The sequence below is a fragment of the Candidatus Limnocylindrales bacterium genome (genome assembly GCA_035626395.1).
GTDB lineage: Bacteria > Desulfobacterota > Binatia > UBA1149 > CAITLU01 > DASPNH01.
The window spans coordinates 58,543-80,474 of record DASPNR010000041.1; the positions used below are offsets into that span (position 1 = coordinate 58,543).

Annotated in this window: 22 protein-coding genes; 8 read left to right on the top strand and 14 right to left on the bottom strand. The window is 67.6% G+C overall.

Translation table 11 applies throughout. The features are described 5' to 3' along the window. Positions 1–123: 123 nt before the first annotated feature. The 3 genes from VEC57_15755 to VEC57_15765 all read left to right on the top strand — a co-directional run bounded on the left by VEC57_15755 (position 124) and on the right by VEC57_15765 (position 3,670). Positions 124–1,572: a hypothetical protein gene (locus VEC57_15755; protein HYC00589.1), complete on the top strand. Its 1,449-nt coding sequence runs from the start codon at positions 124–126 to the stop codon at positions 1,570–1,572. A gap of 100 nt (positions 1,573–1,672) precedes the next feature. Further along, complete coding sequence (locus VEC57_15760; protein ID HYC00590.1) at positions 1,673–3,382, top strand: DEAD/DEAH box helicase; 1,710 nt, start codon at positions 1,673–1,675, stop codon at positions 3,380–3,382. Positions 3,383–3,412: 30 nt separating this feature from the next. Next, positions 3,413–3,670, top strand: a complete 258-nt coding sequence (locus tag VEC57_15765; GenBank protein ID HYC00591.1) for a hypothetical protein — start codon at positions 3,413–3,415, stop codon at positions 3,668–3,670. A 2-nt stretch (positions 3,671–3,672) separates the two neighbouring features. Here VEC57_15765 and VEC57_15770 read toward each other — a convergent pair whose 3' ends face one another. The 4 genes from VEC57_15770 to VEC57_15785 all read right to left on the bottom strand — a co-directional run bounded on the left by VEC57_15770 (position 3,673) and on the right by VEC57_15785 (position 5,382). Further along, positions 3,673–3,942 (bottom strand): RNA-binding protein, encoded by a 270-nt coding sequence (locus VEC57_15770; GenBank protein ID HYC00592.1) that lies wholly within the window; start codon positions 3,940–3,942, stop codon positions 3,673–3,675. A 76-nt stretch (positions 3,943–4,018) separates the two neighbouring features. Next, positions 4,019–4,282 carry a hypothetical protein gene (locus VEC57_15775; protein HYC00593.1) on the bottom strand — a complete coding sequence of 88 codons (264 nt, stop codon included), beginning with the start codon at positions 4,280–4,282 and terminating at the stop codon, positions 4,019–4,021. Between the two features lie 239 nt (positions 4,283–4,521). After that, entirely contained in the window at positions 4,522–4,725 is a 204-nt protein-coding gene (locus tag VEC57_15780) for a hypothetical protein (protein ID HYC00594.1), read from the bottom strand. 285 nt (positions 4,726–5,010) lie between these two features. After that, complete coding sequence (locus VEC57_15785; protein HYC00595.1) at positions 5,011–5,382, bottom strand: hypothetical protein; 372 nt, start codon at positions 5,380–5,382, stop codon at positions 5,011–5,013. A 294-nt stretch (positions 5,383–5,676) separates the two neighbouring features. Here VEC57_15785 and VEC57_15790 point away from each other — a divergent pair, with 294 nt between their 5' ends. Further along, a complete protein-coding gene (locus VEC57_15790; protein HYC00596.1) occupies positions 5,677–6,507 on the top strand; it encodes a hypothetical protein in 831 nt (276 codons plus the stop codon). Between the two features lie 176 nt (positions 6,508–6,683). On the opposite strand, the gene VEC57_15795 is transcribed toward VEC57_15790, so the two are convergent. Continuing rightward, a complete protein-coding gene (locus tag VEC57_15795; protein ID HYC00597.1) occupies positions 6,684–7,652 on the bottom strand; it encodes an electron transfer flavoprotein subunit alpha/FixB family protein in 969 nt (322 codons plus the stop codon). A gap of 12 nt (positions 7,653–7,664) precedes the next feature. Then, positions 7,665–8,417, bottom strand: a complete 753-nt coding sequence (locus VEC57_15800) for an electron transfer flavoprotein subunit beta/FixA family protein (GenBank protein HYC00598.1) — start codon at positions 8,415–8,417, stop codon at positions 7,665–7,667. A gap of 285 nt (positions 8,418–8,702) precedes the next feature. On the opposite strand from VEC57_15800, the gene VEC57_15805 reads away from it, so the two are divergent. Together VEC57_15805 and VEC57_15810 are read left to right on the top strand one after the other, a co-directional pair. After that, a complete protein-coding gene (locus VEC57_15805) occupies positions 8,703–9,662 on the top strand; it encodes a methionyl-tRNA formyltransferase (protein ID HYC00599.1) in 960 nt (319 codons plus the stop codon). 81 nt (positions 9,663–9,743) lie between these two features. Next, the gene (locus tag VEC57_15810; GenBank protein HYC00600.1) at positions 9,744–10,331 is read left to right on the top strand and encodes a cupin domain-containing protein; all 588 of its coding nucleotides are present in this window, start codon (positions 9,744–9,746) and stop codon (positions 10,329–10,331) included. 55 nt (positions 10,332–10,386) lie between these two features. Here the strand turns inward: VEC57_15810 and VEC57_15815 are convergent, their stop codons facing one another. Then, complete coding sequence (locus tag VEC57_15815) at positions 10,387–11,763, bottom strand: hypothetical protein (GenBank protein HYC00601.1); 1,377 nt, start codon at positions 11,761–11,763, stop codon at positions 10,387–10,389. Next, complete coding sequence (locus VEC57_15820; GenBank protein ID HYC00602.1) at positions 11,760–12,344, bottom strand: SET domain-containing protein; 585 nt, start codon at positions 12,342–12,344, stop codon at positions 11,760–11,762. Before VEC57_15820 ends, VEC57_15815 begins: the two co-directional genes overlap by 4 nt. Positions 12,345–12,467: 123 nt before the next feature. On the opposite strand from VEC57_15820, the gene VEC57_15825 reads away from it, so the two are divergent. Beyond that, the gene (locus tag VEC57_15825; GenBank protein HYC00603.1) at positions 12,468–14,540 is read left to right on the top strand and encodes a TonB-dependent receptor; all 2,073 of its coding nucleotides are present in this window, start codon (positions 12,468–12,470) and stop codon (positions 14,538–14,540) included. A 90-nt stretch (positions 14,541–14,630) separates the two neighbouring features. On the opposite strand, the gene VEC57_15830 is transcribed toward VEC57_15825, so the two are convergent. Both VEC57_15830 and VEC57_15835 read right to left on the bottom strand, forming a co-directional pair. Further along, positions 14,631–15,065, bottom strand: a complete 435-nt coding sequence (locus VEC57_15830) for a hypothetical protein (protein HYC00604.1) — start codon at positions 15,063–15,065, stop codon at positions 14,631–14,633. A 208-nt stretch (positions 15,066–15,273) separates the two neighbouring features. After that, entirely contained in the window at positions 15,274–17,040 is a 1,767-nt protein-coding gene (locus VEC57_15835) for a CocE/NonD family hydrolase (protein HYC00605.1), read from the bottom strand. A 259-nt stretch (positions 17,041–17,299) separates the two neighbouring features. Between VEC57_15835 and VEC57_15840 the strand changes: the two genes are divergently transcribed. Beyond that, on the top strand, positions 17,300–18,517 hold the full coding sequence (locus VEC57_15840; protein HYC00606.1) for an acyl-CoA dehydrogenase family protein: 1,218 nt from the start codon (positions 17,300–17,302) through the stop codon (positions 18,515–18,517). Here VEC57_15840 and VEC57_15845 read toward each other — a convergent pair. The 4 genes from VEC57_15845 to VEC57_15860 form a co-directional block, all read right to left on the bottom strand. Further along, the gene (locus VEC57_15845) at positions 18,492–19,022 is read right to left on the bottom strand and encodes a hemerythrin domain-containing protein (protein HYC00607.1); all 531 of its coding nucleotides are present in this window, start codon (positions 19,020–19,022) and stop codon (positions 18,492–18,494) included. The genes VEC57_15840 and VEC57_15845 overlap by 26 nt on opposite strands. Positions 19,023–19,210: 188 nt before the next feature. After that, positions 19,211–20,032 carry an NnrU family protein gene (locus VEC57_15850; protein HYC00608.1) on the bottom strand — a complete coding sequence of 274 codons (822 nt, stop codon included), beginning with the start codon at positions 20,030–20,032 and terminating at the stop codon, positions 19,211–19,213. Then, on the bottom strand, positions 20,032–20,649 hold the full coding sequence (locus VEC57_15855; protein ID HYC00609.1) for a MarR family transcriptional regulator: 618 nt from the start codon (positions 20,647–20,649) through the stop codon (positions 20,032–20,034). Before VEC57_15855 ends, VEC57_15850 begins: the two co-directional genes overlap by 1 nt. Before the next feature lie 247 nt (positions 20,650–20,896). Then, positions 20,897–21,265, bottom strand: coding sequence for a hypothetical protein (locus VEC57_15860; GenBank protein ID HYC00610.1), 369 nt, complete (start codon positions 21,263–21,265; stop codon positions 20,897–20,899). Positions 21,266–21,932 lie beyond the last annotated feature (667 nt).

The following is a 21,932-nucleotide window of genomic DNA, read 5'->3' on the forward strand; positions in this document are numbered from 1 at the left end:
CGACCATAGCCGATCGCTGCGGTCCCGCCACCGTTGGAATTCAGGTGTTCGCCCGATGCAGCACGCCGCGGCGATGCGCTACCGTGCGCCGTTGCCGGCGCTGCCGCCGGCACGGGAGGGTGCATGAACACGGATTTGCGATCGGATCGACCCGGAGGCCGCGCGCGCTCGCGGCGCCCTGCGCAGCTTCCGGCGGCGGCGATGGCCGCCGCTCTTCTTGCCGCCGGTGCGGCCGTGCTCGCCGCAAGCTCGCCGGCAAACGCCATCGGCATTCCCAACGACGCGTTCCTCTACCGCCTGGGCGCCGTGACCTCGACCGCCGCGGTGCCGGTGCAGAACTTCACCGACCGGATCACGTACACGACGGCGGGGGGCTTCTCGCGCACCGTCAGCATCGCCGTCCGGACGCCGCCGGGCGCCGCCGAGACCGAGCTGCCGGTGGTGATCATTGCGCACGGCGGCGGCGAGCAGCCCAATGCGCGCAATCCCGCCACGACGCTGCCGGAGTGGGGAGAGGCGCTGGCGCGCGCCGGCTACCTGACCATCAACGTCCTGCACGGAACCAACGTCGGCACCGATCGCACCGCGCTGTGCAACGCCATCGGCTACCCGGTCACGCCCGACCCGGCGGCGCTGTCGGCCACGCTGCAGGACCTGGCGGCGGCGCTGGTGCAGGCGAGCCAGAGCGCCGGCGGCGTCGCCATCGCCGTCGACGAGCTGATCGACGCGCATCCCGGCCTCTTCGATCACCTGGCCGACATGGGCGAGGAGCATGACGAGGAGTCGCCGCTGGTCGAGCAGGTGATGGACATCCTGCTGGCGCGGCTGCAGGGATGCCGCTCGATCAACGGGCTCGGGCTCTGGGACCGGCCTTACGACATCGCCGCGGTCGTCGATGCGCTGCACGACGGCGTCATCACCGAGCTCGACGGCTGGATCGACACCGACAGGATCGCGCTGCTCGGGCACTCCAACGGCACCAGCAGCGTCTTGAACGCGGTGGGACTGCAGCGCGCGCTTCCCAACGGCGTCAAGGTGCCCGCTCCGTTTCCGGCCGGGCATGAGCGGCGGCCGCTGGCTGCGGTGGCGCTGTCGCCGATGGGCGTCAACACCTACGGTCTCTTCGATACGGCAGCCTGGGCGCCGGGCGTGACCGACTCGAAAGAGCATTCGTGGATGGGGCTCAACGACATTGCGGTGATGACGCTGACCGGGGACGGCGACAATCACTGCAAGACGCGCTACGTCTGCAGCGATTCGGATTCGGGGGCCAAGCGCATGATCCCGTTCCACCGCATGCCCGGCGGCAACAAGTACTCGGTCTACCTGCACGATCGTCTGGCCGAGGAGATCGTCTCGTCGCACGAGCTGTTCGGCAGCCTGGACGCGCCCGGGGTCTGCCGTTCGCCGTCGCTGGCAGGCCTTTGCGCCGACGAGGTCAAGTGGCTCAAGTCGGCGGTGATCGCGTTCCTGGACGCGCACGTGCTGTCCGAACAGAGCGCCGTCAACTGGCTGCGCTCGAAGAACCTTTCCCGGGCATCGGGCCGGCTCGCCCGGATGAAGCGGAAATGAGAGCAGCGACGGCGGCGGCGCGCTGAGCCTCGACAGGCGATGGCGCAGCGGATCGCGCGATGAGCTTTGCTCTCGCCTGCCTGCGATGGTCGGATGCGCAATGCCCGCTTCCGCTCGATCCACGCAATCCGCTTTCGCCACGCTCGGCCTCGACGAGTCCCTGGTCACCGCCGTCGTCGGGCTCGGCTACGAGGAGCCGACGCCCGTGCAGGCGCAGTGCATTCCATTGCTCCTGTCGGGCAAGGACCTGCTGGCGCAGGCCGCCACTGGAACCGGCAAGACCGCTGCCTTCGCCCTGCCGATGCTGCAGAACGTGCGCGCCGCCGCGCCTGTCTCCGGCGCTGCCGCACGCAAGGCCGGCAAGGCCGGCGCGGCACGCACGCGCGGCATCGTGCTGGTTCCGACGCGCGAGCTGGCGATGCAGGTATCGGAGGCGATCTACAAGTACGCCCGCGGCACGGACCTGACGGTGGTGCCCCTGTACGGCGGCGCCCCCATGCCGCAGCAGATCCGCGCGCTCGACCGCGGCGCCGACATCGTCGTGGCGACTCCTGGACGCGCGCTCGATCATCTGCGGCGCCGCACGCTCGGCCTGGAGGCGATCGGCATCGTCGTGCTCGACGAGGCCGACGAGATGCTCGACATGGGCTTCGCCGAGGACATCGACGCCATTCTGGAAACGGCGCCGCAGACCCGGCAGACGGCGCTGTTCTCGGCAACGATGCCGCCGCGCCTGCGGGCCATTGCCGAGCGTCATCTGCGCGAGCCCGAGCGCATCACCATCGAACGCGAAAAGCCGGCAGGCAAGGTGCCGCGCGTGCGGCAGGTGGCCTACGTCGTGACGCGGGCGCACAAGGAGGCGGCGCTGCAGCGCGTGCTGGACGTCGAGAGTGCGGAGTCGGCGCTGGTGTTCTGTCGCACGCGGCTGGAGGTGGACTCGCTGGTGGAGACGCTCGGCGCGCACGGCTATCGCACCGAGGCGCTGCACGGCGGCATGCAGCAGCGCCAGCGCGAGGCGGTGATGGCGCGCTTCCGCGCGGCCAAACTCGACCTGCTGGTGGCCACCGATGTGGCCGCGCGCGGGCTGGACATCCAGCACCTCTCCCACGTCTTCAACTACGACGTGCCGTGCAATCCGGAGGCCTACATCCATCGCATCGGTCGCACCGGGCGCGCCGGCCGCAGCGGCACGGCCATCACGCTGATCGAGCCGCGCGAGCATCATCTGCTGCGCAGCATCGAGCGCGTGACCAAGCAGAAGATCGAGGTCGAGCCGCTTCCGACCGTGGCCGATCTGCGCGCCCGGCGCCTGGAAGCCACGGCCGCAGCGGTGCGCGAGCAGCTCGAGCAGGGCAATCTCGACGACGTGCGCGTGGTCGTCCAGTCGCTGGCCGAGGAGTTCGACATTCTGGATGTGGCGGCGGCCGCGGTGCGCATGGCGCACGCGTCGCTGGGCGGTGATCGCGAGGATCACGAGATTCCTGCCGCCGCGCCGCGCGAGCAGCGCGGACGAGACGGAAGGCGAGAGCCGCGACGCGCCAAGGCCTATGTCGACGAGCACGAGCAGTTCGAGGTGGCGCGCCTGTGGGTCGGCGCGGGACGCAGCGCCGGAATCCGCCCGGCCGACCTGGTCGGCGCCATCACCAACGAAGCCGGGATCACCTCGCGCGACATCGGCTCGATCGAGATCGCGGACCGATTCTCGCTCGTGGAGGTGCCCGACGCGCTCGCCGACGACATCGTGCACTCGATGAAGCGTGCCACGCTGCGCGGGAAGAAGGTGCTGGTGCGGCGCGAGCGCGAGGAGTGAGGTCCGCTCTCCTACGATCGGCGCGGCCGCTTGACTGACACGCCGACGTCCGCTCTTGGAGGAGCCGAGTACGCACGGCTCATGGCCAGCGATGACGACATCCCCGATTCTCGTGACGGATTGACGCGCCGGGAGCGCATCGTCCTCTACGTGCTACACGAAACGCAGAAGGAACTGGGTGGGAAGAACGTGCCGACGGCGATGCTGTGGGGCAGGGTGTGCGAGCACTTCTACATCAGCCCCGAGGAGCTGTCGGCGATGCTTGCGAGGCTCGGCGCGCGCAGCTGACTTCAGCGTTCGGTTCGCGACGGGATCCGCTTCGGCTGGCGTGCCTCGACGACGATCAGTGCCTGGCCGCGCACGTCGCGCCCGTCCAGGCCCGCTATGGCCGCACGCCCTTCGTCGGCGTTGCTGTACTCGACGAAGCCGAAGCCCTTCGGATTGCCGCTGGCAGGATCGACTGCGACCTTCAGCGTGACCAGCTTGCCGTACGGATCGGCCAGACGGTTGAGCTCGGCCTTGCTGACTTCCTTTGAAAGATTGCCCACGTAGAGTTTCATCGCGCTTCCTGAGGTCCTGGGGCGGAGAATGCGAGATCCCCGCGTGGATCTCTCGCATTCTTCGCGGCCGTGGAAATTACCTTGCAGCCTCTTCGGATCGACGCGGCTTCGCCTCGTTGACCCGCAGAGGCTGGCCTTCGACGTCGCGCCCGTCCAGGCCGGAGATCGCATTGCGCCCTTCGTCGGAGCTGGAATATTCGAGAAAGCCGAAGCCCTTGGCGGCGCCGCTCGAGCGGTCGGTCGCGATGGCTGCGGAGAGCAGCTTTCCGTAGGGAGCACCCAGCTCGTTGAGCTGAGCATCCGTGATCTTTTTCGACAGGTTGCCGACGTAGAGTCTCATCAGAATCCTTTGCCGCAGTGCGGATCGCCCCAGTGCAAAACCGCCGAGCGGCACATGCGGCTCGGCTGCAAGACAGTGTGCGGCTGAGCTAAGAGACGTGATTCCAGAGATTCTGACTTAGTTCAGAAGGACTGAAAGCCGAGGAGCGTTCCTCAGCGTGCCCGCACTGTACGCTTATCGGGTGGCCTTGTCACCGTGTTTTCGTCGTGACCGGCCGCGCGGCATGCGGGGATGGAGCGCTACGGCTTCTCCGGGAGCGGTGCGGCATCGGTGGGCGGTTGTTCCGGCGCGGACGGATCGGCGGCCGCGTCATCGGTACTGTCGGCCGTGCCGGTGCCGGTGCCCGTGCCCGTGCTGGTGCGGAGCAGCTTGGCTTCCTTCTTCCGGCGACGCTCGGCTTCCTTTTTTCGCTTCTCGAACTGGTAGTTGGGCTTCTTGGCCAAAGGGCTTGCTCCGCGGACGGCAATGACACTGCCGCGCGAAGGCGCGTCGACCAGTGCGGGGTGGGGCGAGGATGGTCCCTCGACAATCCTGGAGCGGTATCCCGGGCGGAGCCCGGCATCAAGCCGCCGCTCCCCGGCTGCTGGCGGTTCGTGCGAGCTGCCGCGGCGCACGCGACGCGGCAGCTCGCGGTCCGTGCGGTCGGGCGCGGCGCACGCGGCGCGGCTGCTGGCGGTCGTGCGGTCGGGCGCGGCAACACGACGCGGCTGCGCTCACGCTCCCGGGCGCTATTTCTCGCGCGCCACCTCCGTGTTGACCATGAGCGAGCCGTCGTACATCACCGAGCTGGCCCGCAGCTGCTTGCTGCTGCCGGAGATCACCACGAACTCGCACCAAAGGTCGGTGGCATTGAAAGCGAGCAATCCACGCGACCCCGGCAGAATCTCCTGCGCGGGCTGTTGCGCCACCACGAACCCGAACGCATTGCGCACCTTGATCTCGACGATTGCGGGCTTGTCTTCCGAGACGTTGATGACCGTGCACTCCACGCCATCCGCCAACCCGCTCGATCCCGTGGTGAGGCGCTTGCCTGCGTTCGCGGTGTCGGAGTTGCCAAGGACGAGCGTGACGACGGCGAGAAGCAGAGTGGCAGCTTTCATGGGTCCTCCTTCGAAGGCTGTGCGAGGCGCGCGAGATGCGCGTGCGGCGCTTGTAGCAAGCGATACGAGGACCACAACACGCGAACTCGAAGTTCGCCCTCGCATGCTCCTTCGCGCAGCCCCGCGCGTCGCTGCGGGATGAAGCGCATCGACCACGAGGTGCCCGCAACCGTTGGAGTGCTCGACTTTCCGCGCCGTGCCGCCGACAACTTGGCGCGGCGCACGCGACGCGTGAACTCCTCATGGCTCGTTGCTGTCGCTGCGTACGGGCTCACGACGAAAGGAGGTGTCTGCATGCTCTGGACCCGCCGCTTGGCTGTCTCCGTCCTTTTTCCGGCGTTGCTCGCCGCGCCTGCTGCTGCCGGCAACGGCGAATCCATGCTGCTCGGGCCGAGCGCCTATACCAGCGAAGCCGACAGCCCGCTCGATGTCGGGACGGTCGGTGTCTGTGTGGAGAACTTCGAGGACGGCACGCTCACGCCGCCTGGTGTGACCGGCAACGGAACATTCATCGGTCCGAGCGGGATCACCGATTCGGTTGACGGCGATGACGGATCGATCGACGGTTCCGGCGCGGCGGGACATTCCTACTTCAACGGCAACGGGTCGGCGGGCATTCAGTTCACGTTCAGCCCGACGGCTTCGGGCGGCCTTCCGACCACGGCCGGAATGGTCTGGACCGATGGTGGCCTTGGAGCCGGCGTGACGCTCGAGGTGTTCGGCCCCACCGGCACCTCGATCGGCACCTTCGGGCCGTTTCCGCACGCCGACAACAGCAACTCCGGCGAGACCGCCGAGGACCGCTTCTACGGCTACCACCTCAGCCAGGGCATCAGCGGCATCAAGCTGAGCAATCCCGGCGGCGGCATCGAGGTGGATCACCTTCAGCTGAACAACTGCTTCGTCTGCGGTGACACCAGCGCCGACATGGAGATCAAGGCGGGCGATGCGCTGTTCGCGCTCAAGGCCGCCGTGGGCACCGAGAACTGCGCGCTGTGCATCTGCGACGTCAATCAGACGGTGAGCATCACGGCCGTGGATTCGCTCATCATCCTGAAGAATGCGGTGGGGCAGGATATCGGCCTGGAGTGTCCGCCGTGCCTGGCCGTGACGCTCGCGAACTGACGCGACGTCTCCGGCAAGATTCGTGGCGGCGCTGCCGCTCCCGGCTCGGGACGATCCAGCGCCGTTCACCGCTCGGCGAAGGCGCGCTTCAACGACGAAGGCCGCATCGATGATCGATGCGGCCTTCGCTTGTCTGCTCCGCACGCGTGCGCGGGCGGATGGAATGGCAGCGACGGCTACTTGGCCAGCGCCTTCACCTTTTCGGTCATCTCGGGGACCAGCGTGAACAGGTCGCCGACCAGGCCGTAGTCGGAGATCTGGAAGATCGGTGCTTCGGCATCCTTGTTGATCGCCACGATCACCTTCGAATCCTTCATGCCGGCCAGGTGCTGGATCGCTCCCGAGATGCCGACGGCGATGTAGAGCGTCGGTGCCACGACCTTGCCGGTCTGTCCGACCTGCAGATCGTTGGGCACGTAGCCCGCGTCCACCGCCGCGCGGCTGGCGCCCATGGCGGCGCCGAGCGCGTCGCACAGAGGCTCGAGGACGATCTTGAAGTTCTCGCCGTTCTTCAGGCCGCGTCCGCCCGAGACCACGCGCGCCGCCTCGGTCAGCACCGGACGGTCCGACTTGGTCTCCTCGATCGACACGAACCTGGCGCCGTTGGCCGGCGAAGAAACGCTGACGTTCAGCGGCTCCACCGCAGCACTGCCGCCGCTCGACGCATCGAAGGCCGTCGTCCGCACCGACACGACCTTCTTCGCGCCGACGAGCTCGACCGTGGCGAAGACGTTGCCGGCCCACATCGGACGAACGAGCGTGCCGTCGTCGTTGATCTCGGTGACGTCGCTGGCAATGGCGGCGTCCATCGCGGCCGCCAGACGCGGCGCCAGATCCTTGCCCTTGGACGTGGCGGCGAAGACGACGCTGTCGCAGCCGGTGGCTTCGGCGGCGGCCTTCAGCGCCGCCACCGTGATATCGGCGATGGCATGATCGAGCGCGGCGTTCTCCACCGTCACGACCTTGTCGGCGCCCAGTGCGGCGGCCTGCGATGCCACGTCGCCGAGGCCCGTGCCGAGAAGCGCGACGATGACCTGTCCGCCGCCGCTGGCCGAGGCCAGCTTCTTGGCCGCGCTTACCGCGACGGCCGTGGCCTTGGGCACATGACCGTGCGCGTGCTCTCCGTAAACGAGTACGTTGCCCACTTCCCTGTCTCCTTAAAGAACCTTGGACTCGGTCTGCAGAGCCTTGATCAGCTCGTCGACCGACTCGACCTTGCGCCCGCCCTGGCGCGGCGGCGGCGGCGTCAGCTTCTTGATGCGAATTCGCGGGGTCAGATCCACGCCGAGGCTGGCGGCGTCGATCTCCTCGAGCGGCTTCTTGCGAGCCTTCATGATGCCGGGGAGGGAGGCGTAGCGCGGCTCGTTCAGGCGCAGATCGGTCGTGATGATGGCCGGCAGCGGAACCGACACGGTCTGGAGGCCGCCGTCGATCTCGCGCACGCACTCCGCCGACGCCTTGTCGCCCGACAGCGTCAGCTTGGAGATGAAGGTGGCCTGCGGCCAGCCCAGCATCTGGGCGAGCATCTGGCCGACCTCGTTGCTGTCGTCATCGATGGCCTGCTTGCCCATGATGACGATGTTCGGCTGCTCCTTCTCGATGATCTTGACCAGGATGCGGGCGACGGCGGTGGTGTCGGGCTTGTCGGCCTTGACCAGGATCGCGCGGTCGGCGCCCATTGCCAGTCCGGTGCGAAGCTGCTCTTGCGAATCGGTCGTGCCGATCGTCACGACGACCACCTCGGCGCCGCCCTGATTTTCCTTGATGCGCAGGGCCTCTTCGATGGCGATTTCGTCGAACGGGTTCACGACCCACTTGATGCCCGCCTCGGCGATCCCGTCCCCGGAGGGATTGATCTTGATCGACGACTCGGGGTCCGGCACGCGCTTGGCGGTGACCAGGATCTTCACTTCTGCGTTCCTCCCGAAAAGCGCGAAGCCTGAGGCTCGCGCGACATGGCGAGCTCGACGCTCGCTATCCATTCACGAGCCAGCCGGCTCGCGCGCGACACGTTTGAGAATGGCGGAGCTATTCCAGGAGTTGCCGGCCCCACCGGACTCACGAAACGCTCGCGGGTACCATGCGATGCGTTATGACGCAAATGTCAGTTGCCCGGATACCGGTCGTTCAAATCGGCCAAACGTTCCGCACCAGGCCACTTTGCCTGCCGCCGCGCATCGGCCAAGGTCGGCGCCATGGCCAGAATCGTCCTGTTCGGGCAGGCCCAGTTCGGGCAGCGGGTTTTCGAGGAAGTGCTGGCGCGTGGGCATGAGGTCACCGCCGTGTGCGTGCCGCCGGACGCGCCCGGACGTCCCGCCGATCCGCTCAAGGCCGCGGCCGCGGAGCGCTCGGTCAGGGTGGTCCAGCGGCGCTCCTATCGCGATGACGGCGCGGCCGCGGAGGTGGCCGCCGACGCCGCCGATCTCGGCGTGCTGGCCTACGTCACGCAGATCATTCCGCGCACGATCCTGGACGCCCCGCGTCTGGCCTCGATCTGCTTTCACCCCTCGCTCCTGCCGGCCTATCGCGGCGGCTCGGCCATCAACTGGCAGCTCATCAACGGCGAGCGCATCGGCGGCGTCACCCTGTTCCGCCCCGACGACGGCATCGACGAGGGGCCCATCTACCTGCAGCGCCAGATCGAAATCGGGCCCGACGATTCGGCCGGCTCCTACTACTACGGCCGCGTCTTCGAAGCCGGCATCACGGCCACGCTCGATTGCATCGAGCTGGTGCTGTCGGGCAAGGCCGAGCCGCGCGTACAGGACGAGGCGCAGGCTACCTACGAGCCGCTGTGCCGCGACGAGCACGCCGGCGTCGACTGGTCGCTGCCGGCGCAGAGGCTGCACGACCTGATCCGCGGCTGCGACCCGTCGCCGGGCGCGCACTGCCGCTTCGGCGATGCGCAGGTCCGGTTGTACGGTTCGCGGATCGCGTCTGCAGGCGGAACCGTCGCCGCGCCCGGAACGGTGGTCGCGCTGGACGACAAGGGTGTGACGGTGGCGGCGGGCGAGGGCAGCGTGCTCGTCCAGAAGCTCGGCGTGGCCGGCAGGAAGCTGGCGGCGGGCGAAGGGGCCGCTGCGCTGGGGCTGGCCGCCGGCGCGCGGCTGGACGGGGCGCCGGGTTTACCCGCGGCGAAAGCGCGATTGATCTGAGCGAAAACGCGCCTTAGGAGTCGTGGCTGTCCGGGGAAACGAACGTTTCCCTGGAGGAAAGACCGCGAGGTCCTGCAGCGCATGCCCAAAGCCAGTCTCGCCACCGAGCTCGAACGCTATCGCATTGGCCAGAAGGTGCGCCGCCTGCGCCGCAACCGCGCGCTCGGGCTGGTCGAGCTCGGTCGTCTGACGGGGCTGTCGCCGGCGATGCTTTCGAAGATCGAGACCGGCAAGAGCGTGCCGACGCTGTCGACGCTGGCGCGCGTGGCCATCGTCTTCAGCGTCGGGCTGGATCACTTCTTCCGTCCCGAGGAGGAGCGGCCGGTGTGCGCGATCGTGCGGCGCCGCGAGCGCATGCGCTTTCCGGAGGAGTCGGGGTCGAAGAGCCCGAGCTTCTGGTTCGAGAGCCTGGACTTTCCGGCCACCGACCGTGCGATGAGCGCGTACGTGGCCGAGATCGAGCCGCAGGACGAGCCCGGGCGGTCGACGCACCAGCATGAAGGGTACGAGCTGTTGTATGTCATCGAAGGAACGCTGGGGCTGTGGCACGACGGCATCGAGCACCGTCTCGACAAGGGCGACTCGGTCTACCTCGACGCGCGCGCACCGCACGGCTACCGCCGACTGAGCAGCAAGCGCTGCACCGCAATCGTGGTCACCGCCCCTTGAAAAAGGGTCGGTGCACTCGCTGCGCCGCCATGCTCGAGCGCGAGAGCTCGGTCATTCAAAGCGCGAGGGCGAGGTAGAGCTGGAAGAAGAGGATGGGCTCGTCGTCGCCGAACGCGTGCTCGGCGGCGGCGGCGGGGAAGGCGATGCTACCGACCGGGCTGACCGAGACCGTGTCGGTCACGGTCCAATCCACGTACACGTCGAGCTCGTCGGCGAAGGCGCCGGCGCGCGCGCTGCCGGAGTTGGCGAAGAACGAGCGCGGCTGCTCGAGCGCGAAGTGCCAGTACATGGCGCCGGCCGCCACGGTCTCGCTCAGGTCGGCGTGAAGATGCACGTGATGCACCGTCTGGTTGCTGTTGAACAGATACGCGGCGCCGACGATTTCGCCTTGCGACCACGTTCCCCAGCCGCGCTCGAAATGGTCGCCGTAAAACAGCGGGTCGAATGCCTCCGAGGCGACCGTGTCCGGATCATCGCCGCCGAACCACGCGTAGCGGTAGCGCAGCCACGGCGTCCAGCGCAGCCACGACAGCTGGTACTCGATCTCGGCGTGGCCGGCGTGCGCGCGCACCTTCGATGACCGCCGCTCGTTGCGCTGATGCACATACTCGAATGCCAGGCGCAGATCGCGCGATGGCAGCGGGTGGGCATCGCCGCGCACGCTCCAGGTATTCAGCCCGTCGCGCGCCGCGAAGGGCGGATCGGCGTCGAGCACGCGCAGATACAGGACGCCCACCGATGCCCGCTGCGCGCGCCACTCGGCATTGACTCCGGCCACACTCGGATGGCCGTGGTCTTCATCCGCCTCCAGGTAGAAGAGGCCGCCGTGCCAGGGGCCGTACGTGGCGCGACCGATCGCTGCCAGCGCGAACGCATCGCGCGCGACGAGCTGCGCGGTTCCCTCGTCGCGCGCATCCACGTTGCCGTCCTGGATGAGAAAGCCGTCTCCGATGAGCAGGTCCTGACGGCCCACCGACAGCTCGAGACCGTTCGATCCAGAGGCCAGCCAGTCCTCGCTGCTACGCCAGCCGACGTAGAGGTGCTCGAGGTCGAGATACTCGGTGCTCTCGAACGTCGACGCTGTCAGATCGGCGTCGCCGCGGCTCAGGCTGCCGATGATGCTGGCGCCGCCGAACAACTCTCCGGCGCGCGGAAGGCGGTACGTCAGCTCGCCCGAGGGCAGCGCGTACATTTCGACCCAGTCCAGCCGCTCTTTGTCGTCTCTTGCGCGCCCGGCACCGAAGCCGGTGTTCTCGGCGTGGAAGTATCCGGCTTCGGCCAGCAGATGCAGCTCGAGCGTCACCGGGTCCTGCACCCATTCCGCCAGGTGCGCATCGACTGCGCGCGGCGTCGCAAGCAGCAGGCACGCCGCCACCAGAATGCCGGGAACGAAGCGTTCGATGCTGCTGCGGTTGTCGGGCGGCGTGCTCATCGTCGCGGCAGGTAGTGTGTTCGGATCGAGCGCAAAGACGACGGGTCGCGCAGCGCGGTTTCCACCTCGGCCTTCTCTTCGAACAGCGACCACAAGGGCTGATCCACCGACTCGATCTGGAAGAACGCGCCCGCCACGACCCGATCCCAGTGATCGGCGAGCCGCTCCATGTCGTCGGGAAGAATTCTCTGGCGGCAGGCGGCAGTGCCGCAAAGGCATTCGAAGGGCTCGGTCAGGTTGAGGGTGGCGTAATCATCGGTCAGCTCCTCTCCCGGCTCGATGTCGCGCACCGCCAGCTCGAAGTCGTAGCCGGCGCTCAGGCAGTTGGGATTGCACGAGTGGTTGAAGAACCGTGAATGGTCCCAGCACAATATCGAGCTGCCGGTGGCGTCGACGAACGCGTACTTGTCGAGGATTCGCTGATAGGGCTCGGGCAGCGCGGCGACCTGCTGCGGCGTGAAGGTCTGATCGAGGCGATCGCGGATCCACGTGATGGTGCCACGCGGGATGCGGGCGGTGGCAACCACGCCGAAGCCGATGCGGGGAGAGATCCGACGCAGCTCGGTGTCGGGGTGGACCATCGCCGCCTCGCTATGGCGAGTCCGCAGGCAAAACAAGGCGCCCGCGCCGTCGCTGGCCGATGGGTTGGACAATGCCGGCGGACTCGGCAACTGAGCCGCCACCGATCACAGGGGAGAGTCCCGATGCGAGTGCTTGCCCTCCTTGCGCTGACCCTCTGGCTGCCTGCATCCATGGCGCGCGCCGATGCTGCCGAAGAGTCCTCCGATCTCGGTCGCATCCTCATCACCGCCACCCGAACGCCGCTGGCCGAGCTGGAGACGCCGTACTCGACCACGCACATCGACGAGCGGCAGGTCGAGCGGCGCCTGGAACGCACCGTGCCCGAGACACTGCGCTTCGTGCCCGGCGTGATGGTTCAGAAGACCGCGTACGGCCAGGGCTCGCCGTTCCTGCGCGGCTTCACCGGCTTTCGGACGCTCTTCCTCATCGACGGAATCCGCCTGAACAACTCCGTGTTCCGAGAAGGCGCCAACCAGTACTGGGCCACCGTGGACCCGCTGTCGCTCGAGGGGATGGAGCTGGTCAAGGGACCGAGCTCCGTCCTGTACGGGTCGGACGCCATCGGCGGCACCGTGCAGGCGTTCACGCGCGGCCCGCGCGGCTACGGCGAGGGGCTCGGCAAAGCGTTTCGTCTCTACTACCGCGGCGCCACCGCCGAGAGCTCGATGACCGTGCACGGCGAAGGCTCGGCGACGTGGGGGGAGCGTGCCGGCTTCTACTTCGATTCGAGCTACCGCGACTTCGACAACCTGCAGATCGGCGAGGGCGAGCAGCGAAACGCCGGCTACGACGACTACGGCGGCTCGGTCAAGCTCGAGTACTTCTTCGCGCCCGACCTGGTCCTGACGGCCGCACGCCAGACGGTGCGTCAGGACAACGTGCCGCGCACGCATTCGACGATTTTCGCGCGCTCCTTTGCCGGCACCACGCCGGGCACCGATCTGCAGCGCGATCTGGATCAGGAGCGCGATCTCACCTACCTGCAGCTGCGCGGCCAGAGCATGGGCGGCTTCGTCGACGCGCTGAAGCTCAGCCTTTCCTGGCACGACCAGTCCGAGGTCGAAGACCGCGTGCGCAGCAACCTGTCGCGCCGCGAGCAGGGCTTCGACGTCGACACGCTCGGCCTATGGGCCGCGCTGTCGACGAACTCGTCATTCGGGAACTGGTCCTACGGCTTCGAGTATTATCGCGACTGGGTCGACTCGTTCTCGACAGCCAACACGATCCAGGGACCGGTCGCCGACGACGCCAGCTACGATTTGTTCGGACTGTATCTGCAGAACGAGCTGCCGCTGGGCGAACGCTTCACCGCGATCGGCGGCGGGCGCTTCTCGTACGCGGCCGTCAAGTCGGATGACGTGTTCGATCCCGCCACCGGCTTTGCAACCTCCATCGAGGATGACTGGAGCCAGGGCACGGGCAGCCTGCGCCTGTTGTTCCGGGCCATCCCGGAGCGGTGGAACTTCTACACCGGAGTCTCGCAAGGGTTTCGCGCACCCAATCTCTCCGACCTGACGCGCCTGGACAGCGCGCGCAGCGGCGAGCTGGAGATTCCGGCGCCGGGCCTGGAGCCGGAGGAGTACGTGTCGTTCGAGCTGGGCAGCAAGGCGGCCTACGGCGGCTTCGGAATCGAAGCCGCGTACTTCTACACCGACATCACCGACATGATCGTGCGCACGCCCACCGGCGTCACCGTCGGCACCGATTTCGAGGTCACCAAGCAGAACGTGGGCGACGGCTACATCCAGGGCGTGGAGGTGGCCGGCGAATACCGCTTCCTCGAGCAGTGGCGGGCGTGGGGCGCGTTCACGTGGATGGACGGCGAGGTGGATCAGTTCGCCACATCCGCGCCGGTGGCGACCAAGCAGCCGCTCGATCGCCTGATGCCGGTCACCACGGTGCTAGGCCTGCGATGGCAGGGGAGCGCGCTGCCGCTATGGGCCGAAGGCGTCTTCACGTTCGCGCAGGAAGCCGACCGCCTCTCGCCGGGTGATCGCGCCGACACGCAGCGCATCCCTCCAGGGGGAACGCCCGCGTACGAGGTGCTGTCGTTCTACACGGGCTGGAACGTCAACGAGCACGTCAGGCTGACCGCCGCGCTCGAGAACGTCACCGACGAGAACTACCGGATCCACGGCTCGGGAACGAACGAGCCGGGCATCAACTTCATCGTCGGAATCGACAACCGGTACTGAGCGCGTTCGACCGCGAGGCTCTTCGCGCTGCGGGTTCCTGCCTGACGGCGGCGACCGCCAAACGTGGTGCGACGACCCTGCCCGCTGCTGCTATGGGCACGGCGTGACGAGCGGGTCCTCGGTGCTGACGCGCTCGAACACCCACTTGCACGTATCGTTCTCGGAGTTGGTGCGGAAGATGGAGATGCCCTGCATCTTGTCGCCCTTGACCTTCAGCCGCACGGTCTCGCTCTGGCCTTCTTTGCAGAGCGTCATTCCGATCTCACCGCTGTCCGCGTCCTGCGCGGACTGGAGAACGGCGCCGGAATAGGTCCAGGTGCCATCGTCGATGTCGACCGCGACGACCGTGCCTTCCTGGCTGATCTCCATGGCCGCGTCGAATTTGTCGACGTCCTTCAGGCCACTGGAGTTGAACAGTTTGCAGACCTGCTTGCCCTGCCAGGTGCCTTCGACATCCAGTGCGTGTGCCGGGGATGCAGAGACGACAAGAGCCAGGCCCATGATGAAAGCTGGCGAAATTCTCATGTCCGGTTCCTCCAGAAGTCGCGCGAGGTTTCGGCGCGCCGACGGGGGTCTCGTAGCCGCCGTGAAGACCAGACACAAGAGGCAGCGGTGGCCGCCGTATGGCCCTGACCGCAGCCGCTTCACCGCTGGTACGGCATGGCCCGATTCGCGCGGTCGGCAGCGCACAGGCCTGCGCCGCCGGAGCGGGACCCGGGGACGAAGCTGCGACCTAGGCGACGATCGGCACCAGCAGATGTGCGTCGAATTGCCCGCCCATGTGCAGGACGTGGCGGCCCCGGTTCATCGACGTGTTCTTGCGGTACGGCGGCGAGGGGATGATCTCGTCGGCGGCGACGATGAGCTCCAGCGATTCCCCGGCGGCGAAGAACGTGCTGCTCGGATAGATCTCGATGTCGACGGGCACGATCTCCCCCGGCTGCAGCGGCCAGTGCGAGCGGCCACTGATCACCGGTTGCCACGGCGTCGAGCGCGCCGCATCGAGCTCTCGTCGCGAGACGCGGCAGAACCCGCGGCTGACGAGGTCGTACCTGTTGCCCACCGAGCCGTGGAAGTGCACCATCCGGCCGCTGCGGTCGCGCTTGGCCACCGCGACGAAGATCGCCATGTCGTCGGAGGCGGCGGCGCCTGCCGCGTCCGAGCGAGCCTCCACCCACAGCCGCAGCTTCATGTAGCCGGTCAGCTCGGTGTCGCGTTCGAAGCGGAACGTGAACGCGGCGCGGCCGCCACGCGCCGGGTAATCGACGCTGCCCGCCTCCGCTGCCGGTTGCACCGCCAGTTCGCGAGGCGATGCCCAGAGATGGAGCGGCGTGTAGCGTGTGCGCGCCAGCGGCCACTCCTGCTCGTCGCGCACGGCATGGACGACGTCGCGGCTGGAGCGCACTTCCAGCCGCACCGGCGCGCGATCCAGAAATCCGCTGGATGTGTCGTCGCGCAGGAAACAGTCCATGAAATCCCGGGTCAGCCGCTGTACCTCCGGCGAATAGTACGCCGCCCACTTGCCGGTGCGGTGGGTGTAGACCCACTTGTGCCGGGAGCTGGCGCGTTCGAACGCGCGGAACGATCCGACGGTGTGCAGGCCGTGGTCGGAGAACGATGCACAGACCAGCATCGGCAGCGTGATCTGCTCGAGCTTCGGAGTCATCTGTTCCCAGAACTCGTCGTAGAAGGGGTGCGCGCGCAGGAAGTCCATCGGCAGGAAGCCGTTGTGCCGCTCGAACTCTTCGGGCGAGCAGTTGATCGTCTTCTCGACCTCGGTCACCCACCAGAACGGCGCGAAGCCTTCGTCCTCGATGCCGCCCGGACACAGCTGGTCGCGGTAGAGGTCGGTCACTCCTTCCCACGGAGCGATGCATCGCAGCGACGGTGGCGGCCCGCCGTAGGCCTGACAGGCGGCCACGTGGTACTGCGTGATGGCCAGGAAGCTGACGCCCGAGAGTCCAACCCGGCCCGTGCACCACGGCTGCGCCGCAATCCACTCGATGGCTTCATAGAAACATTTGGCCTGATATGTTCCGAAGACGATCGGCGGCCCTTCGCTGTTGGCGAACCCGGGCAGGTTCATGTTGACGACGGCATAGCCGCTCGGAATCCAGAAATTCGGATCGGGCGACTCCCAGCTCGTCAGCGTCGAGAACTCGGGCAGCCCGACTTGCGGGATCAGACGGTACTGCAGCGGCGGCCCGCCAAGCGGCGTTTTGCCGAGCGCGGGAACAAGGTGGTTGTCGTAGGGATGCGCGCACATCACCACGGGCATTCGCTCGCCGGCTTCGGCCGCACGGCGCGAGCGAAAGACGTTGGCGGTGACGTGGAAACCGTCGGCGAGCGGGATGCGCACGTCGTACTCGCACAGCACGTCCGGATGCGGCGGCGTCAGCCGGCACTGCGGGTTCCACAACTGGCCGGTGGCGATCGAACGGCGCAGGATCGGCCACACCGACCGAAGCGCCTGGCGAACCTCGGACAGCTTGCGCGGCATGTCAGCGCGGGCGCCCCTCGCGCCGTCGCGTCGCCGCGCGCGCCAGGGCAGGCGTCGGCCTGGCATCGGGCGCATTGAGCAAAGCCGCGAAAACGTCGGCGCGTCGCCGGCCTCGCGCAGCCCTCGCGGCGAGGGCCAGCGCATTTCCTTTCATCGGCCTTCCTCCCTATTGCTGCGATGCTCGCCTTTCATGCCGGTGCCGCTTCCGTAGCTGCGCCGGACCGGCCAGGCAAGGCATTGTCGCGCACAGGAGCAGGACATGGACTTCGAGCATTCCGCCAGGGCCAGGGACTACATCGCCCAGGTCGAACGTTTCGTGCGCGAGCGCGTGGTTCCCAGCGAGCAGACCTACATCGACCAGCTCGCCCATACCGACGATTGGACCAGGTGGCGAATCCCGCCGGTGCTCGAAGAGCTCAAGGCGCAGGCCCGGTCGCTCGGCCTGTGGAACCTCTTCCTGCCCGACAGCCAGTACGGTGCCGGTTTGGACAACCGTGACTATGCGCCGGTGGCGGAGGCGACCGGGCGCAGCTTCCTTGCCCCCGAGGTCTTCAACTGCAGCGCTCCGGATACCGGCAACGCCGAGGTGCTCGTGCGCTACGGCAGCGAGGAGCAGAAGGAGCGGTGGCTGAAGCCGCTGCTGGATGGCCGCATTCGATCGGGCTTTGCGATGACGGAGCCGGCGGTCGCCTCGAGCGATGCGACCAACATGCAGGCCACGTGCGAGATCGATGGCGACGAGGTGGTGCTCAACGGGCAGAAGTGGTGGACCAGCGGCATCGGCGACCCGCGCTGCGCGTTCCTCATCTTCATGGGCGTGACCGATCCGAACGCCGAGCGGCACCAGCGCCATTCGATGGTGATCGTTCCTACCGACGCTCGCGGGCTGAAGGTGCTTCGCATGCTGCCGGTCTTCGGACATCTCGACGAGCCGCACGGCCACGGTGAGGTGCTGTTCGACAACGTGCGCGTGCCCAAGAGCAATTTCATCGCTGGGCCCGGGCGCGGCTTCGAGATCGCGCAGGGGCGGCTCGGCCCCGGGCGCATCCATCACTGCATGCGCGCGATCGGCGCCGCCGAGCGTGCGCTGGAGCGCCTGTGCGAGCGCTCGGTGCGCCGCGTCGCGTTCGGCAAGCCGCTCGCGAACCTCGGCGGCAATCGCGACATCATCGCCAACTGCCGCATCGCGATCGATCAGGCACGGCTGCTGACGCTGAAGGCCGCATGGGCCCTGGACACCGTTGGTACCATGGGCGCGCTGACCGACATCTCCGCGATCAAGGTCGTGGCGCCCAACGTGCTGCAGATGGTCACCGACGCGGCCATCCAGATCCACGGCGGCGAAGGCGTTGCCGATGCCGAGCTCTCGCGCCTGATGGGAATGGCACGCGCCCTGCGCATTGCCGACGGCCCCGACGAGGTCCACCGCGGCATGGTCGCCCGCCTCGAGCTCATGAAATACGGCGCCTCACGCTGATTGGGGCGTTCCTGCGCCGCCACGGCTCGTCGGGCGGACGCCGCGCATGAATGCGTTCGTGCAACTCGCGCACGTCATCGCCGGGAAGAGCGCCCGGGAAGCCCGCGAACATCTCGCGCTCTTCGCGCCGGACGTGCGCCTCCAGGAGCTGTCCGAAATCCTCCAGCGCCCGGCATAGCTGCGCCTCATCGCCAGCCTGCGCGACGCGGTCGCGCGCGCTGCGCATCCGCCGGTGGTCCTCGCACAGCTCATCGACGAGCGGCTCGAGGCCGACGCCGCTCGCTCGCAGCACGGGAAAGAGGATCTCCTCCTCGATCGCGAAGTGCTCGACGAGATGAGTCTCGAAGAACGCCAGCACCTCCTCGCGCCGCTGCTGCGGCGTGCTCGCCGGCGTCGTCGGCGTCTCGGGGCCCGGCGGCGAAGGATGCAGGAGACGGAATGCCAGCATCAGCGCCTTCTGGTGATCGTGCGAGAGCGGGATCAGCGCGTCGTGCCGCTTTGCCATGAGCGAAGGGTGTAGGAGTCGCGTGTCGTCGGTGCCAACGCGCGGGGCGCGGACGTCGCCAGCGGCGCATCCGCGGCGTTGCCGGACTCGTCGCTCTGGGCGGCGGCCTCCAGCCCGCCTGCGTTCGCTTCTCGTCCGGCGCCTTGCGGCTGCATCACTCTCGACGCCCGCGCTCAGAGCGGGCAATCTCAGTTTCCTGCCTTCGGCGCGACCGTGTGTGCGGTGGCCGGCTCCTCGACGGAGCGGCGGTTGAGGTGTTTGCGGAGGTCCTGCAGGCCCAGCAGGAACGCGCCGATCACGACCACGCCGATCACGTAGATGCCGCCGTCGGCGAAGATGTGCGGGTGTGCCTGGCGCAGGCCGTACGCCGCCAGCAGTCCGAGCATCAGGCCGAAAGGCCGCAACTCCGACAGCACCAGCCTGTTGCGGCCCGACAGGATGGCGGCGAACGGAACGAGCGAGCTCTTCTCGGTGTACGGCCCATGCAGGGAAGGATTGCGCGCACGCAGCTTGGCGTCCTGGTGCATGCTCCCGAGGATGGCGATGGCGGACAGGCCGGCAAAGAAGATCGTTCCGGTCAGGCGCGTTGCCAGCAGAGCGTGCGCGATGTTCGTCATCGCCAGTCCGACCATGAACGGGTGTCGCGTGATGCGTTCCAGGCCGCGCGGCTCCGGCTTCGTTCCAGCTGAGCTCAGGTAGTAGGCGGATGTGGGGTAATCGAAGAGCGATCCGACAAGAAGCATCACGCCGAGCGTGGACAGCACGATGAGCGGCCATCGCATCACCGCATCGCTTCCGAGGGCGAAGCCGGCGGGGCCCTGTGTGCTGACGACGGAGTAGTTGTAGGCGAGCAGGCTGAACCCGGCAGTGGCCACGGCCGAGAACAGCATGGTGAACGTGAACGCCCCAAAGCGTGCCACGAGCGGGCCGCGCACGTACGAGCTGGCCATGCCGATGTGCGTGATGCCGAACAACGAGAGGGTGAGAATGACGCTGAGGACGGGATCCATCACTTCGTTCTCCTTGCGGGCGGCTTCGCGGATTTGCCGCCGCTACCCGCGGTTGCAGGCGCCGTCGCTGCCTTGCCGGCACCTTTCGTACCGGGCGAGGTCATCGCAGCGCCTGCTGTGGCTGCCGCTGCGGCGAACAGCGGCGGAGGAAACGGGTTGCCCGGTGCGAGCATCCCGGCGGTCGCATCCATGATGCGAAAGAAAGTCTCGAGCGTGTCGAGCCGCTGCTTGATGAACGCCTCCTGCTCGGGCGTTGCGGGCTCGTCGATCGCGCGCGTTTCCTGGATCGTCGTCAGCACCTGGCGCATGTTCCAGCGAAAGCGCCGCTCCATGATCTCCTGCATGACGCGCACCAGATCGGTCGCAGCCTGATAGTGATCGCGCCGCGAGCCTGGAATGCGCACCAGGCGGACCAGGTGCCAGTCGGTGAGGCCGCGGATGTTGATGGAGATGTTGCTCTTGCTCTGGCCGAGCTTGGCCGCGATGTCCTCCAGCGACAGGGGCTCGCGCTCCAGGTAGAGCAGGCCGAAGATGCGGCCCTGCAGAGCGTTGAGGACGCCGGAAGTCGCCGCCGAAGCACCGATTCCATCAACGAAAATTGCCGTCTTCCGATCCACCAGGGCCTCCACTCAACAGGCTGTACGTTATGAACGTTTAGAAAATTTTGAACGTTCCGTCAAGTCGCGTTGGCGGACGTGTCCAACAGGGTGGGCAGGCACAGCATCCTGGCCAATGGGAACGGACGGTCGAGTCGCCGCCGATCGTCGGGCACCCGCCGCGACGACGGCGTGTGCCGAGCTCACGGCGCGGTGGTGGTCGTTGCGGCAGGCGGAGGCGAGAGCGCCGTGAGGAAACGACTCCCTCTCAGAAGCAGTCGCCCTCGGCGCCGCCAACCACCGAGTGCAGGATCCAGCCAGTCCGCGTGATGGGTGAGACCCGCGGCTTTTCCTGCCCGGCCATGGTGGTGACCGAGTGCCAGCCGGTGTTCTGACACTGGAGCAGCGTGACCGCCTGCAGGAACCATTTGTATGAGCGGACATCGAGCGCTTCCGGGCAATCGATGGCCGACTCCAGCACCGCAAGATGCGCCGTAAGCTGCTCCGTCTTCGATGCAGGCGCCATGTTGCGGAGCACGCAGCGCTCGGCGCGGAAGGCGAGGGCGTACCAGCCGGCGATCGGCATGAACACGATCGCGCAGCAGCAGGCCAGGAAGCACGTGATGAATACTTCCACCAGTCGCATCGCGTGCACGATCTATAGGGGTGGCGTGGGTGAATGAAGCATGAGGGCGACCCAGCACGTGCTGCGGAGCGCGGTCCGCCACCACTCGTGCTGCGGAGCGGAGACTGTGCAGTGGCGCTGCCTCGAGTCGCGTGCTCGATCTCGCAGCGACGCTTGCGCGTGGCAGCGCCGTAGAATGAGCGTGCCGGCCTCTCGGTAGGCGGATGGCCCTGTGGGCAGTCGCGGCGGCCAAAGCAACGCGTAGGGCGGCGCGACGAAGATGCGAGTCGCGCTCGATCGGCGCGTCCGCACGCACCTCGACCCGCGTCGGTGCAAGCACGCGGCGACGTCGCCGTCGCGCCGACGCTGGCCGCAAAAGCCGCACGCGGCGGGCCCTCGCGTCGCCCCCCTCCTCTTCGCCGCAATCTGCTTTCCCAGAGTGGTCTTGCCGAGGCTGGGCCGGCCGGCCGACGCTGCGCTCGATCACCGCAATGCGCACGGGCGACGTCGCGGCGAAAGAAATGACGGAAACAGCATGAAAAAAGCCTTCCGCTCACTTGCCAGGCGCAGTGTTTTCGTACTATGTTCGCCTCGATGATCGAGGTCTCCGCTGCCATTCGTGACGACGTCTCCAGCCGCTTCGTGCGCCTGCCGCTGGCCGGCACCCGCATCACGGCCG